The following is a 15414-nucleotide window of genomic DNA, read 5'->3' as shown; positions in this document are numbered from 1 at the left end:
TGAGTGAAAATTCACTCATCTTTTATTATACTATTTCTTTGTAATATATGCCCATTTATAACTGAAGTCTCCACCAAACGTATGGTTAGCGATACCTTTTACATATGTCTTCTCTAAATAAGCCGTACTTTGCTGATACGTAGGTGAGATTGCAGCATCTTGACCAATTAAGATTTTTTCAGCTTCTGCAAGTGCTTTCCAGCGTGCTGCGTCATCTTTTAGTAGTTCTCCTTTTGATTTTGCTACTAAATCATCGTACTTCGGATTTGAATAATCCATTTCATTAAATGAGCTTCCAGTAACGAACATATCAATATATGTCATTGGGTCTGGATAATCTGGGCTCCATGCAGATAATGAGAATTCATATTCAAATTTCTTTTCTAAATCTAACTTCTGCTTATATGGTTGTTGCTTCAAATTCACTTTAATACCAGGTAAGTTTTTCTCTAATTCTTCTTTAATAAAGTCGCCCACTTTTTTACGACTACCGTTATCATCATTTAGTAATTCTACTGTAATTGTATCTTGACCAAGTTCTTTCTTCGCTTCTTCCCACAGTTTTTTTGCTTTCGCAGCATTATCTTTACTGTCACGGAAATTTTTATTTACAGTACGGAAGTCTTTTCCATCTGGTCCTGTCGTAAACTTTTCAGGTACTAAGAAATACGCTGGCAATGATCCATCATTCAAAATTACATCCGCAATTCCTTTTTTATCGTACGCTAAATCAATCGCCTCACGAACCTTTTGATTTTTAAACGTTGCATTTTTTTGATTAAAACGTAGGAAATACATACGTGGGTCTAGCTTCGTTTTAAATTCATCTGGTTTATTCTTTTTATATTTGTCTACAAACTCAGAACTTAAAATGACACGATCTGCTTGATCACTATCATATAAATTTACCCCAGTACTTGTCTCTTTTACTATACCCACATTAATTTCTTGTAATTTTACAGTATCTTTATCCCAATAATTTGGGTTTTTCTTTAACTGGTAACTTTGTTCATGTTTCCATTCACTCATTGTAAATGGTCCATTGTACAATAATTTATCTGCTTCTAATCCGTATTTATCCCCTTGTCCTTTTACATACTTTTCATTTAATGGGAAGAATGTAGGGAACGAAGTAAGCTCAAGGAAATAAGGTGCTGGTTGCTCTAATTCTACTACCAACGTTTTATCATCCTTCGCTTTAACACCTAATTGATCCGACGGTACTTCTCCTTTATTTACTTTCTGTGCATTTTTCACATCAAATAAAATAAATGCATATTCTGCTGCTATTGCTTTATCTAATGTACGTTGCCATGCATATACAAAATCTTGCGCTCGAACTGGATCACCATTTGACCATTTTGCATCACGTAATTCAAATGTATATGTCTTTTTATCTTCACTAATCTTCACGTCTTTGGCCATACCTGGAGTTGGTTTATTATCTTTATCTAGACGATATAATCCTTCCATTGCATTTACAAATACACGGAAAGATACAGAATCTGTTGATTTAGATGTATCCATTGAAGGAATTTCAGCTGTTTCTAGTAAGTTTAATACTTGCTTATCCGCTACTCCCTTACCTGCTTCTTTCTTCGTTGTAGATGCCTTCTCCCCATTTCCGCAACCTGCAACCAATACACTAGCCGATAATGCAACTGCAGCAATCGTTGTTACCTTTCTCTTCATTCTTCCTTCCCCCAATCTATATGTATAAGTTAAAACTTGTATAATATATTTTATTATACAAAAAATTCTGATTATTTTAAATATTTATTTTCATAAAAAGAAAAAAAGCGGTCAGAAATTGCTTTCCCTCCGCTTTGTTGAATAGCATTTACTTGCAATCCATCCTCTATTTCAAACGGATTTTGAACCTTGAATATTTCTTCCATCATCTTCAAAAACTCTTCTTCATTTTTAGATTCACCATTAATCGTAAGGGAATATGGCTCAATTTCACTCAATTTATAATCAACAATAAATTGAATTGTAACTTTTTGTCTTGGCATCCCTGGGCTGTATCCTTGAAATTCTACTAATTCCATACCTTCCGAACCACGATAATATATCCACCCTGAATTTTGAAAATAGCTTTCAAACGATTCACCAATCGAAAAGAACGGATATTCATAAAGCGAACTTGTACGTACTTTTTGTATAATATCTCGATCAGTCGGAAAAAAGAAATGACTGAAAAAAATACTAGCAACTGCTAAAATAGTAACGATTGTTGCTCCCATTTTACTCGTTCCACCACTATCACGGATGAGATAATTTTCAACCGATTCATCTTTAATTCCCCGTGCTTTTATTCGATATATACGCCTTTCTGCAAATTGATAATATAATCCATTTGCAAAAATCCCCATCCCAAATAGAATGAAAATGAGTAATAAAAACGTAAGAGGCACCATATTAACGATTGGCAACGCTACGTTGAACCCCATATAATAAGAAAATGCATCACATGCTACTAATAACAGTATAAATAAAGCAGCAGGTACGTAATACTTGCGATATCCAAGCCAACCTACATTAAAAATAGCAGCCAGACCATTCCAGCTCCACCTAGCAATTCGCTTATTCTCAAGCTCCCATTTTCTTTTGTAATATGGATATTGTCTCCCTACATATACTTCTAATTCTTTGTCTATTAGCGAGCTTTCTTCACCTTGTTCATTATGCAGGTTTCGTTGACAATTTGCACAATTCAGCTGATCATTAATACAAGGTCGCCCACAATTTATACATTTCAAAACAATCCCTCTTTCCATCCATACTTCATTGTGAACTACCCACCACTTAGTATCTCTTACGAGCTTACCCCGAAGTGGGGGCTTCTCGGTTCATCGTTACTTTTGATAGCTAACGAATTTGTCTTAGGACAGCCGAGCTAACTCCCTCGTTCCAAAGGTTGTTTCTTACGATTTATTTAAAATACCTTCATGTTTCAATAACCACTCTTTCCTCCATAAACCACCCGCATACCCAACAAGTTTTCCACTCTTTCCTATTACACGATGGCATGGAACGATAATTGAAATTGGATTCCGGCTATTTGCCCCTCCTATCGCTCGTACAGCTTTCGTATTCCCAACCTTCTCCGCAATATCTAAATATGAAGCACTTACGCCATACGGAACAGTGTAAAGTGCATCCCATACATTCTTTTGGAATGGTGTTCCTTCAGCAGACAATGGAACTGTAAACTCTTTTCTTTTTCCTTCAAAGTATTCATCTAATTCATTTATACATTGTTCAACAAGTTCATTTTTATGTTCTTCTTTTCTATCTTCAACAAATATAACAGACGTAATTCCTTCTTCGTTCGCTGTAATTTCTAACAAACCTAATTCACTATCATAATAAGCCTGGTACATATGTCATCCTCCAATTCATTACATATTATTTATTGTAACACGAATAGACGAAATTTTTCGTATAAGCGTTTTATTAGGGAAACAAAAAAGAGGATGATATAATGTAAGAAAATTCAATCAAGGGGGATATTTGATGGAGTTTCAACTCTTTTCACCTTATACAATTAAGGACGTTACGCTAAAAAACCGTATCATTATGTCACCTATGTGCATGTATTCATCAGAAAATGAGGACGGCCAAATAACTAATTTTCATCTCGTCCATTATGGAACCAGGGCTGCTGGCCAAGTAGGTTTAGTTATGATTGAAGCAACAGCTGTGTTACCTGAAGGACGAATTTCTAGCAAAGACTTAGGCATTTGGGATGACACTCTAATTGAAGGCTTACATAAAACGACAACATTTATACATAATAACGGTGCAAAAGCAGCCATTCAACTCGCTCACGCCGGAAGAAAGGCTGAATTAGAAACAGATGCTTTCGCTCCCTCAGCAATTCCGTTTAACGATAGAATGAAAATACCAGTAGAAATGAATAAAAAGCAAATTAAAGAAACTGTTTCTGCTTTTCAAAAAGCAGCTTTACGCTCTAAACGAGCGGGGGTTGACGTTATTGAATTACATGGTGCTCACGGTTATCTTATTAATGAATTTCTTTCTCCGCTTTCCAATAAGCGGACTGATGAATACGGGGGCTCACCTGAAAATCGCTATCGTTTCTTACGCGAAATCATCGATGCTGTAAATGAAGTTTGGAACGGACCGTTATTTGTTCGTATTTCAGCAAATGATTATCATCCTGACGGGTTAACGGTTCAAGATTATGTGCAGTATACAGGATGGATGAAAGAACAAGGGGTAGATTTAATCGATTGTAGTTCTGGTGCTGTTGTACCTGCACATATTGATGTGTATCCTGGTTACCAAGTACAATATGCTAAACATATTAAGGAGCATGTTGACATCGCGACTGGTGCGGTAGGATTAATTACAACCGGATCACAAGCAGAGCAAATTTTAAATAATAGCGAAGCAGATTTAATTTTTATCGGACGCGAGTTACTTCGTAATCCATACTTCCCAAGAATAGCTGCCAATGAACTTGGCTTTGAATTAAAAGAACCATATCAGTACCGACGAGCACCCGGGAAAATTAAAACTAATAAGTAAAACCGAGAAATTATTCTTCTCGGTTTTACTTATTTTATTTCTATAATATCGTTTGAACTATAAATATGAATACCAGATTCTTCACGTAGCGCTGTTATATACATTCCTTTCGCCACATCTTTAGCTGAAATTGGTTTATACTTTTTAAAAGCCCCTTTAAATATAAACGGAAGAATACGAGATAATTTCTCAGCCATTCTTTCCCCAAAACGATATTCTTGTCGATTTCCAACTAATAATGACGGCCTGAAAATATGTATGCCACCAATAACTAGCTTTTTCAGCTCCTCTTCCATTTTCCCCTTCACTTGCGAGTAAAAGAAAAATGATTTAGGTTTTGCTCCCATTGATGAAATAACAAGAAAATTTTGCACACCTTGTTTTTCAGCTAAGCAGGCAGCTCGTAATGTATATTCATAATCTACTTTTTTAAAATTCGACTTCGACTTCGCTTTTTTTATCGTTGTTCCTAAGCAACTAAAAACATCATCTACTGCAAAAAATTCTTTGTATTCCTCTAATACTGAAAAATCCACCTGTTTCTGTTGCAATTTCTCATGCTGTAATTGTAATGGTTCTCTTACAAAAATAGTAACCGAATCGTAGTAATCTGAGTCAAGTAATAGTCGTGTTATTTCTTGTCCAACTAGCCCACTTGCGCCAAGTACTAACGCTGTTCGCTTATTCATATATGTGTATACCTCTTTATTTACTATTCTCTCCTATAGCTAATCGTCGCTAACAGGAGTTTCCGTTCTCCCATTTTACCATAAGTAAAGCACTATGCGTACGCATAGTGCTTTACTTACTCTTTTTTCTCTTCTTTTTCTTCCGCTGGCAATTTTGTAATTGTTGTAGCATCCCCTAAATTACTTATTAGTCTTCTTAAAAAAATTAAAACAAAAGATAATGGCAAAACAACCGCAAGTATTAATAAGATAGCTTCCATGAAGTAACCCAAGCGCTCATCCCCTTTTTTCTGCTCCCTCCCAATATATGAAAGTAACATTGTCACATATGCACCAATCATAAAAATTAATACCTTTCTTTTTGACAAATTTATAACAAAAACAAATCGTAATGATTATTATTTATTGCAACTTTCATAAAGATGTATTATACTAGGTTCGCAACCTAAAACGTAATTATTCCGTTTTGTGTTAAAACGATATTTTCTTCTTATATTTGGAGAAAATATAATTGTAAAAAAGAAAAGAGGAGAATTATATGCCTAAAAAATTAGCTCTATTTTCATTTATACTTATTTTCACACTCATCTTTGCTGGATGTTCTAACAACAAAGAAGGTGCGGCGAAAAAAGATGGGAAACTTTCTGTTTATACAACCATTTTCCCACTCGCTGACTTTACAAAAAAAATCGGTGGTGATTATGTAAATGTAGAAACAATTTACCCACCTGGTGCGGATTCTCATACATTTGAACCAAGTCAAAAACAGACTGTACAAGTGGCGAAAGCCGATTTATTTGTTTATAACGGCGCAGAATTAGAACCATTTGCCGAAAAAATGGAAAAATCATTAAAAAAAGAAAACGTAAAAATTGTAAATGCATCTAAAGATATCGAACTTCGTGCTTCATCTGAAGAAGAGCAGCACGATCATGGAGACGTTCATAAAGAAGATGAACATCATCACGATAAAGACCCACACGTTTGGATAGATCCTACTCTTGCGATGAAACAAGCAGAAAAAATTAAAAATGCACTTGTAGAATTACAGCCTGAACATAAAAAAGAGTTCGAAAAAAACTTCGCGGCACTACAAACAAAATTTACTGATTTAGATGATCAATTTAAAGCAGTTGTTGCAAATGCAAAAACGAAAGAAATATTAGTTTCACACGCAGCTTACGGCTACTGGGAACAACGATACGGTTTGAAACAAATTCCAATCGCTGGAATTTCAGCATCTGATGAACCATCTCAAAAACAGCTTGCTGACATTACAAAAACAGTAAAAGAGCACGGTCTACAATATATTTTATTTGAAACATTCTCTACTCCAAAAGTAGCATCAGTTATTCAAAAAGAAACAGGTACAAAAATTTTACGCTTAAATCACCTTGCTACTATTTCTGAGGATGATGCAAAGAACAATAAAGATTACTTCACATTAATGGAAGAAAACGTAAATACTTTAAAAGAAGCAACAAGCTAATCAACTATATTTTCTAGGCAGCTGAATATGTCATTCAGCTGCCTTTTTATGTATTTATCCTTGACTTGATCGAAATAACAAGTAGAATTATCCATATTAGCTTGTAAGCTATACTAATTTAGAAGGTGAGTTGGAACTATGAATCTTCACATTTGTGAAGTAACAGCAGCAAATTGGCGTTCAGTAGCTGCCTTAAGCGTAACAAAAGACCAGCAGCAATTTATTGAAAGTAATGCGTTTTCCTTAGCAGAATCATTATATGAAGAAAACGGAACGTCAGTAGGCTTATATGACAAAGAAACACTCGTTGGATACGCAATGTATGGATGGTATTCCCAAAAACATGAAAGCGTATGGTTAGATCGTTTTATGATTGACCAACAATTTCAAGGAAAAGGATACGCAAAACGTTTCCTTCGCTTACTAATTCAATTCTTGCAACAAAAATTTGAATGTAAAATAATTTATTTAAGTTTACATCCTGACAACAAACACGCAATGGGACTATATGAGTCATTTGGCTTCCGTTTAAATGGGGATATTGATGACGAAGGTCCAGTTGTAGGTGTTGTAATGGAATTACTTATAGATGAAAATACAAGCCTGTGAAAACAGGCTTTTTATTATGCATTTATCAATGTTATGTTTTCTATTTTTAGTTTCTTTTCCTTATATACTTCATTTTTGTAATCTAGTATTATCTCATTAAAATGCTCATAAAAAATAAGCCTGCGATTTACGCAGACTTATTTCACACATTCTTCAAAATGTTCTTGGAACCATTCTTTATTAATATCTCTTCCGATGAAAACTACTTCGCTTACTCGCTCTTCGCCCTCTTGCCACTCTCTATCGTACGAAGCAGCAAATAACGTATGCACACCTTGGAAAACAATACGTTTATCTACTCCATCAATAGATAAAATTCCTTTGTAGCGATATAAATGCTCCCCTAGTTCTTGAACGACAGCTGACATCCACTCATTCAATTTTTGTAAATCTAACGGACGTTCTTCACGTAGTACAAACGATTTTACACCTTCTAGATGGTTACGTTCTGTATGAGGGTAAATTTGCAGCGTATCTTTCGTTTTAAACGTTTGAATTTGTAATAACGATGGAATATCTACCTCACAGTTAGTCGCCTCGATTAACTTTGCAGTCGGGTTAATTCCTTGAAGTTCATGCAAGAGATTTTCTTTCTCATTTTCTTCAATTAAATCTAATTTATTAACTAACACAACATCAGCAAATGCAATTTGTTCTTTTGCTTCTAGTCCCTTTTCAAAATGTTTATGTATATGATAGCTATCTACAACTGTTACAACACCGTTAATTTGGTATGCAGATTGAATAACTGGATCTAAAAAGAAAGTTTGAATAATCGGACCTGGATTTGCAAGACCTGTTGTTTCAATTACTAATCCATCAAAGTCCATTTTCCCTTCTGCTTTCACATCCAGTAATTGTTTTAAAGCAACAAGTAAATCTTCACGCACAGTACAGCATAAACAACCGTTTGTCATTTCCATAATTTCTTCTTCAACGTTCATAATTAATTGATTATCGATACCAATTTGCCCTATTTCATTTACAATCACTGCTAATTTCTTGCCGTGATCCTCTGATAAAATTCGATTTAATAATGTCGTTTTCCCTGATCCAAGAAAACCAGTTAGTATTGTTACTGGAATCATTCCTTACATCTCCTTATAGCTATATGTTTCTACATTATAGCATATAGAGAAAAACGTTTTTGTAGCAAAACATATTTATTGTATGTACAACCGGGTAACTATATAATAATATGTAGCAAGAAAGCCTTTTCAAAAATATTATCATTCATCAAGGGGGTACTTATAATGGAACGAGTTCAAATGGCCGAAACACTAGAATTTTCTCGTATTATTCAAGGGTTCTGGCGTTTAGCAGAATGGAATATGACAAAGCAAGAGTTACTTTCTTTTATTGAAGACTGTATGGATTTGGGGATTACTACTTTCGATCACGCTGATATTTATGGTGGGTATACGTGTGAAGGATTGTTTGGAGAAGCGTTACAATTAAAGCCTTCCTTACGCGAAAATATGCAAATCATCACTAAATGTGGAATCGCTCCCCCATCACCTAAATTTCCAGAGCGATATGTTGCTCACTACAATACGAGTGCTGAACATATAATAAAAAGCGCGGAAGATTCATTACAAAACTTACATACAGATTATATTGATGTATTACTCATCCATCGTCCAGATCCATTTATGGATCCAACTGAAGTGGCAGAAGCGTTCTCACGCTTAAAGCAAGAAGGCAAAGTTCGCCACTTCGGTGTATCTAACTTTTTACCTTCACAATTTAATATGTTAAGTTCGTATTTAGATTTCCCGCTCATTACAAATCAAATTGAAGTTTCTGCGATGCAAATGGAGCATTTTGAAAAAGGTACGATTGATTTATGCCAAGAAAAACGAATTAATCCAATGATTTGGTCACCTCTTGCTGGTGGTGAAATCTTTACTGGTCAATCAGAACGCGCCGTACGTGTACGTGAAACTTTACAAAAAGTTGCTACTGAACTAGGTGTTACTAGCATCGATACTGTTATGTATGCATGGTTACTCGCTCATCCAGCTAACATGATGCCAATCGTTGGCTCTGGTAAATTAGATCGAGTAAAAACGGCTGCAATGGCAACAAAAGTTAATTTAGACCGCCAACAATGGTTTACAATTTTCGAAAGCTCTAATGGACATCCTGTACCATAATAAACAAAAAGAAGAGCTGTTTCTTTACAGCTCTTCTTTTTCATATGTATTTCTCGTCATTGCAAATACACACATATCCCTTAATCCATTTCCATCCACCGCAACACTCGCGCTTTCTAAAGTACCCTCTAATTTAAATCCTAATTTCTCAGGTATCGCTCTACTCTTCTTATTTAGAGAATCACAACGAATTTCTACGCGGTTTGCTTTCAATTCAGTGAAAGCATAATCTGTTATACCTTTTGCAGCTTCTACCATATAGCCCTTTCCACTAAACCTTGAATCAATCCAATACCCGATTTCAAATTGAGGTATATCCCAATTAATACGATGTAATCCGGCAGATGCAATAAATTCACCTGTTTCGTTCGAAAAAACTAGTAATCTCAAATCTTCACGCTGCAAAAATTGAATATGCGATTTTCTAATACTCTCTTCTATTTCTTCCTCTGTTTGCTCTTTTTGTGCAAAGACCATCCAAGGTTTTAATTCTTGTATTGAAGCTTGAATTGCGTCATATACAACTTTACCATCACCTGGTTTTGGCATTCGAATAAAAAGCCTGTCAGTATAAAATTCAGAAGGAAAATCGAATAATAACGGATTCACTGTAAACACTCCCTATAATTCTTTTATATATAATAATATCCATCTCAAGTTATACAGTAAAGAAATTTCTGAATTTTAAACTTTTTGATCATTCACTTCCATCGCCACACGCACTCCGGATTCAATCGCACCTTGAATCCATCCGTGATACAGCGTTGTATGATCTCCGGCAAAGTATATTCTCCCCTCAGGTTTTACAATGACTGGCTGTAATTCAGATTCTTGACCAGCTTGAAATAGTGCAAACCCTCCAAGCGCATATGGATCTAATGTCCAACTCTTTGATATTCCAGACATGAACTCATCATATACTTGACCACCTAATATTGTTGCTAAATTTTGTAATGTGTAATAGATACGATCCCCTTTTGATAAACCATCCCATAGTAATGCATCGTATGACCATGTATAACTCCCTAGCATAATGGCTGGTCCTTTTGAACCGATTCCATGACTTGGATAATACGCATAACGTATAGGAAGATCTGTTATAATTCTCCCACCTAATTGCCCTTGTTCCTCCCAAAAACGACTTTTAAATTGAATCCCTATTTTTGTAGCCGGCATATAATGCAATTCGCGAATTGTTTTCCACTTCGCATGAGATATCGAATCAAATGGATCTACTTCTACAAATCGCATTGTTGAAAAAGGAATTGTAACAATAACTAAATCCCCTGTAATACTACTATATTCAAAAGTTTCCTCGTTCCGGTAATAGGCTGTTACACTATTGGCTTGTTGATGAAGCTTCATTAATTTTTGATTATATATAATATTTTCTTCTAATTGTGGTAAAAAAGACTTTGGTAATCTATCATTCCCACCTATTATTTCGCAAAATCCGCTCTCCTCTTGCATAATATATAAAAAACGTAACGTCTCAACAAATGACCTTTCTAAAAAACCTTCTAAATCTAATAGAACACCTATCATCTCAATCGTTACTGGCGAAAAATACGTATTATATTGATAAGGATGATATTTTAAAAATTGACCTGTAGAATATCTCCCAAAATCCTTTACTACAATATCCCAATTTTTCTCTGGGTTCTTTTTTATAAAATTTATAATGGGCTGTACCGCTAACATTAATAGTTCCTCAGACGTTTTCCCAACTTCATTCATTTCCACAGGATATCTTAAAATACTTGGATCTTTTTCGTATTGTTTTAATGTCGTTTTCCGACCATTTACGTAGATAATATCTGTCTCATTCCTATTAATAAAAGGGCTCACCTGTAGCCCAAACTTTCTTATATATGCCATCGTTAATGTATGCGAATACGGAATTCTCATTGCTCCAACATCTAAATATAATCCGGTATCTTCCATTCTAACTGTCTCTATACGGCCACCTACACGGTTGTTCGCTTCAAAAACCTTCACTTCATGACCTGCTGCTTTTAATAAAGATGCCGAAACTAATCCAGCCATACCAGCCCCTACTACAATGATTTGTTTCGGACGTGTCGTCTTCTTCAATCCCTTATTTATAACTTTTAACGTTTCATCCATCTCATTGTTAAACATTATATCTTTCTGCACAATCCCACCCCTTACTTCATGAAATACAAATTAGTGGTTTAGTGCATTTTATTCATAAATTCACTTAAACATAACACCACCACAATTTGAAAATTCACTAAAAATACATAAGGTGCAGCTCTCCCCCTTCCACATGCTTCATATTATAAACATACAGATAGTAACTGTATGGAAAGGGTGGATACACATGAAACGTACTTACGATTATCAGGCTACAAAAAAACATTTAGAATTAAAGAAACAGCAGTTATGTAAAAAACTCACTAGCGTTAAACTAACTGAAGAAGAACGCAAGCAAATACATCTAGAAATTGATAACTACGAATATATATTAAACTTAGTCGAAATGAATCATTATGAACGAGGGTTTTCTCGTTAAAAGCGGATATAATATCCCCCTCTTTTTTGTGTGAGCATTTCACTACGCATTTTTCGTAAGTAAATATATAATAGGATGTACATTAAGATTGAGAGGTATATTCTATGATCAAATTAAGTGTATTAGACCAATCACCTATTTCAGATGGTAGCACAGCAGCCCAAGCTATTTCGCATACAGTTGCGCTTGCACAAGAAGTTGAGAAACTCGGATTCACACGTTTTTGGGTATCCGAGCACCATAATTCAGTTAGCTTAGCTGGTTCAAGTCCAGAAATACTCATTTCACATATTGCCGCGAAAACTGATCGTATTAGAGTTGGTTCTGGTGGTGTTATGCTGCCACATTATAGTCCATATAAAGTTGCCGAGAATTTCCGCGTTTTAGAAGCACTTTATAGGGGCCGCATCGACCTTGGTGTCGGGAGAGCGCCTGGTGGTATGCCGATAGCAACTCGCGCACTTCAAGAAGGTAAAATGGTCTCACTTGATCAATATCCAGAACAAATTGCAGATGTTGCTATGTACTTACATGATCAAGTACCAGAAAACCATCATTATGCAAACTTAAAGGCTACTCCAGTTATCCCAACATCTCCTGAAATGTGGATGCTCGGTTCTAGCGGAGAAAGTGCAATAATTGCCGCAAAGCAAGGCGCTTCTTTTGCATTTGCACAGTTCATTAACGGATACGGTGGCCCTGAAGTAATGAAGGCTTACCAAGAACAATTCCAACCTTCCTATTTAGGTGATAAACCAAAATCAATCGTATCTATTTTTGTTATTTGCGGAGAAACAAATGAAGAAGCGGAGAAGATTGCATCAAGCCTTGATTTATCGATTTTACTATTAGAACAAGGAAAACGGACTACTGGTACTCCTTCTATTGAAACTGCTCAAAATTATTCGTATAGTGCTTATGATCTATTCCGCATAAAAGAAAATCGTCAACGTATGATTGTCGGTGATCCGTCTTCTGTGAAAGAAAAAATATTAAACTTAAGCAAAGCGTATAATACTGACGAATTTATGATTGTCACGATTACTCATCAATTTGAACATAAATTAAACTCTTATCGCCTATTGGCAGATGCTTTTAATTTATAATAACGAAAAGGAGATGCATCACATATGATGCATCTCCTTTTCTTACTACTAATCAATTATTTTTGCTTCCTATATATTCAATAGCTTCTTTTAATAACTCATCAAAATTATGAGGATAATCATGATTTAAGTTAGGCACAACTTTATACTTATGCTCTATATTTTTATCCTTTAATAACTTTACAAATTGCTGTGTACCTTCAAAACAATCTTCATCTTGATCCCCACATATTATATATCCTTTTATGCTTTTATCATGCAATATTCCAATCATTTCTTCCCATTCTTCCATTTCCGGGAGCCACGGTGCCACAAAAATAAAACCGTTCACTTCTATTTCACCTTGTAACATGGAATGTAACGCTACTCTTGCCCCAGCAGAAAAGCCACCAATAATAATATTCCCAAATGTTTTATTCACTTTAATCTTATTGTAATGTCCTTTTAACTCTTCTCTTCTTCTTTCGATATTATCCCAAACATATCCATCTGAAAATTGAATTTGGGAAGATTGAGGCAATGCTAGCATAAAACCTTGTTCCATTACAGAGTTCCAATATGGTTCTATTATTTGTATATTTTCTTGATCCCCATGCAGTGTTATTAGTAGATTTTCATTTTGTTTGCTGTATTTATATTTCACGTCTGCTTGTTCCGATTTCTTTGCTAATTCTTCTCTTTCTTTACATAATTGAACCATTCTATGAAACTCTTCAAATTTATGTAGTGATTTTAAATCATCATCGGAAATTAAATACTCACTTCCGTACCAAAATCCATTTTCTATAATTGCTTTCTTCATTAAATGCAACGCTTCTTCTTCAAGTCCTGCTGCACTTGCTAATGCATATTTAAAATTATATATTTGCGCTTCATTACCCATTACATCTTTAGCATTATTCATTATATAAGAATACGCTTCAAAACTTCCTTTATTTGCATAACAATGTAACGTTTCATTTAATAACTTAATATAAGTCATACTATTTTTCATATAGAAATTCCCCCGTAACCTTTTATAATAATTATTTCTCCAACACTCCTAGCATTCTAGGGTCACGGTATAAGTAAATTCTACAATTCAACTTAACAATACCTGATTCTCAGAATGATATTTAATAATTAATATATGTATACGCATAATACACCACTCCTTCCTATCCACTAGTTGTAGTATAAAATTAAATAGACTGAAAAATCAATTTTTTAACAACAAAAAAAGACAACAATATATTATTGTTGTTCTCATAACATCTATCCACTATTCTTTTTTTTCTTATCTGGTTTACTTGAAACTAAATAATGCTTTTCTGAAATATATAAGTCTCTTTTTAATATACGATTTAAATATGGTCCTAGTTTCACTCCGCATATGAGCTGATCTTCGCTATCTTCAACAATTGGGAACATTTCTTTTTCTGTTACATATTGATCTACGGCCTTTTGTACGATATCAATTTCTTTAACTAGGTTTAAATTTTCTTCTGTATGCTCAAATACCTCCAGCGTTTCCTTCGTTATCAGAAAACAATTTGTTGGAAATGCAGGTAAATAGGGCTTTAACAAATCATAATTTACTGTGTAATCATCATTTACTAAGACTGTATAAACGATATTAGCATTTGTTTCTAGAAACTTAGCCATTGCTTGCTCTAATTCGTCTTTCGTAATTTCCCGCTCTTCTTTTCCAGTTCTGAAAAAGCGAAACATCGCATCTCCTCCTTTTTACTATATTATAGCATAAAAGAAAACTGAAAAATTACAAAAAACTCTATTGAAAGAATTTTTCAATAGAGTTTTTCTTTAATCCATTTATGTTTATTTTAAGAATGCACTTAACATCCATACATGTTGTTCTAATGTCGTATGAATTGCTAATAGCATATCAGCCGATGTTTCATCACCAGCTTCATCAGCTACTTCCATACCTTCTTTTAATTCTTGGATAAGTGCAGAAAAATCGTTTACTAAAATTTGCACCATTTCTTCTGCAGACTCTTTGCTTGTCCCTTCGACTACAGTTGAAGTTGCTAAATACTCTTTCATTGTCGCTAACGGTTTTCCTTCTAACGCTAAAATACGCTCTGCTAATTCATCAATGTATGTTCCCGCTTCATTATAAAACTCTTCAAATTTCTCATGTAATGTAAAGAAGTGCGGTCCTGTCACATACCAATGATAATTATGCAGTTTGACATATAATACATTCCAGTTTGCTACCTGCTTGTTTAATACTTCAACAACATTCGTTTTCGTACTCATACAATCCACT

Annotated in this window: 17 protein-coding genes; 6 read left to right on the top strand and 11 right to left on the bottom strand. The window is 34.6% G+C overall.

Translation table 11 applies throughout. The annotated features are described in order from the left end of the window. Window positions 1-30 precede the first annotated feature (30 nt). The 3 genes from DET63_RS25930 to DET63_RS25920 form a co-directional block, all read right to left on the bottom strand. Window positions 31-1692: a peptide ABC transporter substrate-binding protein gene (locus DET63_RS25930; RefSeq protein ID WP_113938280.1), complete on the bottom strand. Its 1662-nt coding sequence runs from the start codon at window positions 1690-1692 to the stop codon at window positions 31-33. A gap of 71 nt (window positions 1693-1763) precedes the next feature. Further along, entirely contained in the window at window positions 1764-2762 is a 999-nt protein-coding gene (locus tag DET63_RS25925) for a DUF2628 domain-containing protein (RefSeq protein WP_113938279.1), read from the bottom strand. A gap of 165 nt (window positions 2763-2927) precedes the next feature. After that, entirely contained in the window at window positions 2928-3386 is a 459-nt protein-coding gene (locus DET63_RS25920) for a methylated-DNA--[protein]-cysteine S-methyltransferase (RefSeq protein WP_002086069.1), read from the bottom strand. 133 nt (window positions 3387-3519) lie between these two features. Between DET63_RS25920 and namA the strand changes: the two genes are divergently transcribed. Next, window positions 3520-4557 (top strand): NADPH dehydrogenase NamA, encoded by a 1038-nt coding sequence (namA, locus tag DET63_RS25915; RefSeq protein ID WP_113938278.1) that lies wholly within the window; start codon window positions 3520-3522, stop codon window positions 4555-4557. Window positions 4558-4586: 29 nt separating this feature from the next. Here the strand turns inward: namA and DET63_RS25910 are convergent, their stop codons facing one another. Both DET63_RS25910 and DET63_RS25905 read right to left on the bottom strand, forming a co-directional pair. Continuing rightward, window positions 4587-5246, bottom strand: coding sequence for an oxidoreductase (locus DET63_RS25910; protein WP_002031464.1), 660 nt, complete (start codon window positions 5244-5246; stop codon window positions 4587-4589). A 116-nt stretch (window positions 5247-5362) separates the two neighbouring features. Further along, complete coding sequence (locus DET63_RS25905) at window positions 5363-5587, bottom strand: hypothetical protein (RefSeq protein WP_002012427.1); 225 nt, start codon at window positions 5585-5587, stop codon at window positions 5363-5365. Between the two features lie 197 nt (window positions 5588-5784). On the opposite strand from DET63_RS25905, the gene DET63_RS25900 reads away from it, so the two are divergent. Further along, window positions 5785-6735: a metal ABC transporter substrate-binding protein gene (locus DET63_RS25900; protein ID WP_113938277.1), complete on the top strand. Its 951-nt coding sequence runs from the start codon at window positions 5785-5787 to the stop codon at window positions 6733-6735. A gap of 138 nt (window positions 6736-6873) precedes the next feature. Next, on the top strand, window positions 6874-7344 hold the full coding sequence (locus DET63_RS25895; protein ID WP_113938276.1) for a GNAT family N-acetyltransferase: 471 nt from the start codon (window positions 6874-6876) through the stop codon (window positions 7342-7344). Window positions 7345-7481: 137 nt separating this feature from the next. Here DET63_RS25895 and DET63_RS25890 read toward each other — a convergent pair whose 3' ends face one another. Further along, a complete protein-coding gene (locus DET63_RS25890; protein ID WP_113938275.1) occupies window positions 7482-8432 on the bottom strand; it encodes a CobW family GTP-binding protein in 951 nt (316 codons plus the stop codon). A gap of 165 nt (window positions 8433-8597) precedes the next feature. On the opposite strand from DET63_RS25890, the gene DET63_RS25885 reads away from it, so the two are divergent. Further along, on the top strand, window positions 8598-9500 hold the full coding sequence (locus DET63_RS25885) for an aldo/keto reductase (protein WP_113938274.1): 903 nt from the start codon (window positions 8598-8600) through the stop codon (window positions 9498-9500). Window positions 9501-9524: 24 nt separating this feature from the next. Here the strand turns inward: DET63_RS25885 and DET63_RS25880 are convergent, their stop codons facing one another. After that, window positions 9525-10109, bottom strand: a complete 585-nt coding sequence (locus tag DET63_RS25880; RefSeq protein WP_002126982.1) for a GNAT family N-acetyltransferase — start codon at window positions 10107-10109, stop codon at window positions 9525-9527. A gap of 75 nt (window positions 10110-10184) precedes the next feature. Further along, window positions 10185-11657, bottom strand: coding sequence for a flavin monoamine oxidase family protein (locus tag DET63_RS25875; RefSeq protein WP_113938273.1), 1473 nt, complete (start codon window positions 11655-11657; stop codon window positions 10185-10187). A 187-nt stretch (window positions 11658-11844) separates the two neighbouring features. On the opposite strand from DET63_RS25875, the gene DET63_RS25870 reads away from it, so the two are divergent. Together DET63_RS25870 and DET63_RS25865 are read left to right on the top strand one after the other, a co-directional pair. Further along, on the top strand, window positions 11845-12036 hold the full coding sequence (locus DET63_RS25870; RefSeq protein ID WP_113938272.1) for a DUF3896 family protein: 192 nt from the start codon (window positions 11845-11847) through the stop codon (window positions 12034-12036). A gap of 104 nt (window positions 12037-12140) precedes the next feature. Next, window positions 12141-13142 carry an LLM class flavin-dependent oxidoreductase gene (locus tag DET63_RS25865; protein WP_113938271.1) on the top strand — a complete coding sequence of 334 codons (1002 nt, stop codon included), beginning with the start codon at window positions 12141-12143 and terminating at the stop codon, window positions 13140-13142. 52 nt (window positions 13143-13194) lie between these two features. On the opposite strand, the gene DET63_RS25860 is transcribed toward DET63_RS25865, so the two are convergent. The 3 genes from DET63_RS25860 to DET63_RS25850 form a co-directional block, all read right to left on the bottom strand. Then, entirely contained in the window at window positions 13195-14136 is a 942-nt protein-coding gene (locus DET63_RS25860) for an alpha/beta hydrolase (protein WP_113938270.1), read from the bottom strand. Window positions 14137-14396: 260 nt separating this feature from the next. After that, window positions 14397-14852 carry a DUF3939 domain-containing protein gene (locus DET63_RS25855; RefSeq protein WP_002135815.1) on the bottom strand — a complete coding sequence of 152 codons (456 nt, stop codon included), beginning with the start codon at window positions 14850-14852 and terminating at the stop codon, window positions 14397-14399. Window positions 14853-14960: 108 nt separating this feature from the next. Next, window positions 14961-15404 carry a Dps family protein gene (locus DET63_RS25850; RefSeq protein ID WP_002135813.1) on the bottom strand — a complete coding sequence of 148 codons (444 nt, stop codon included), beginning with the start codon at window positions 15402-15404 and terminating at the stop codon, window positions 14961-14963. Window positions 15405-15414 lie beyond the last annotated feature (10 nt).

The sequence above is a fragment of the Bacillus sp. DB-2 genome (assembly GCF_003315125.1).
Taxonomy (GTDB): Bacteria; Bacillota; Bacilli; order Bacillales; family Bacillaceae_G; genus Bacillus_A; species Bacillus_A mycoides.
This window is presented reverse-complemented; position numbering and strand designations above follow the sequence as displayed.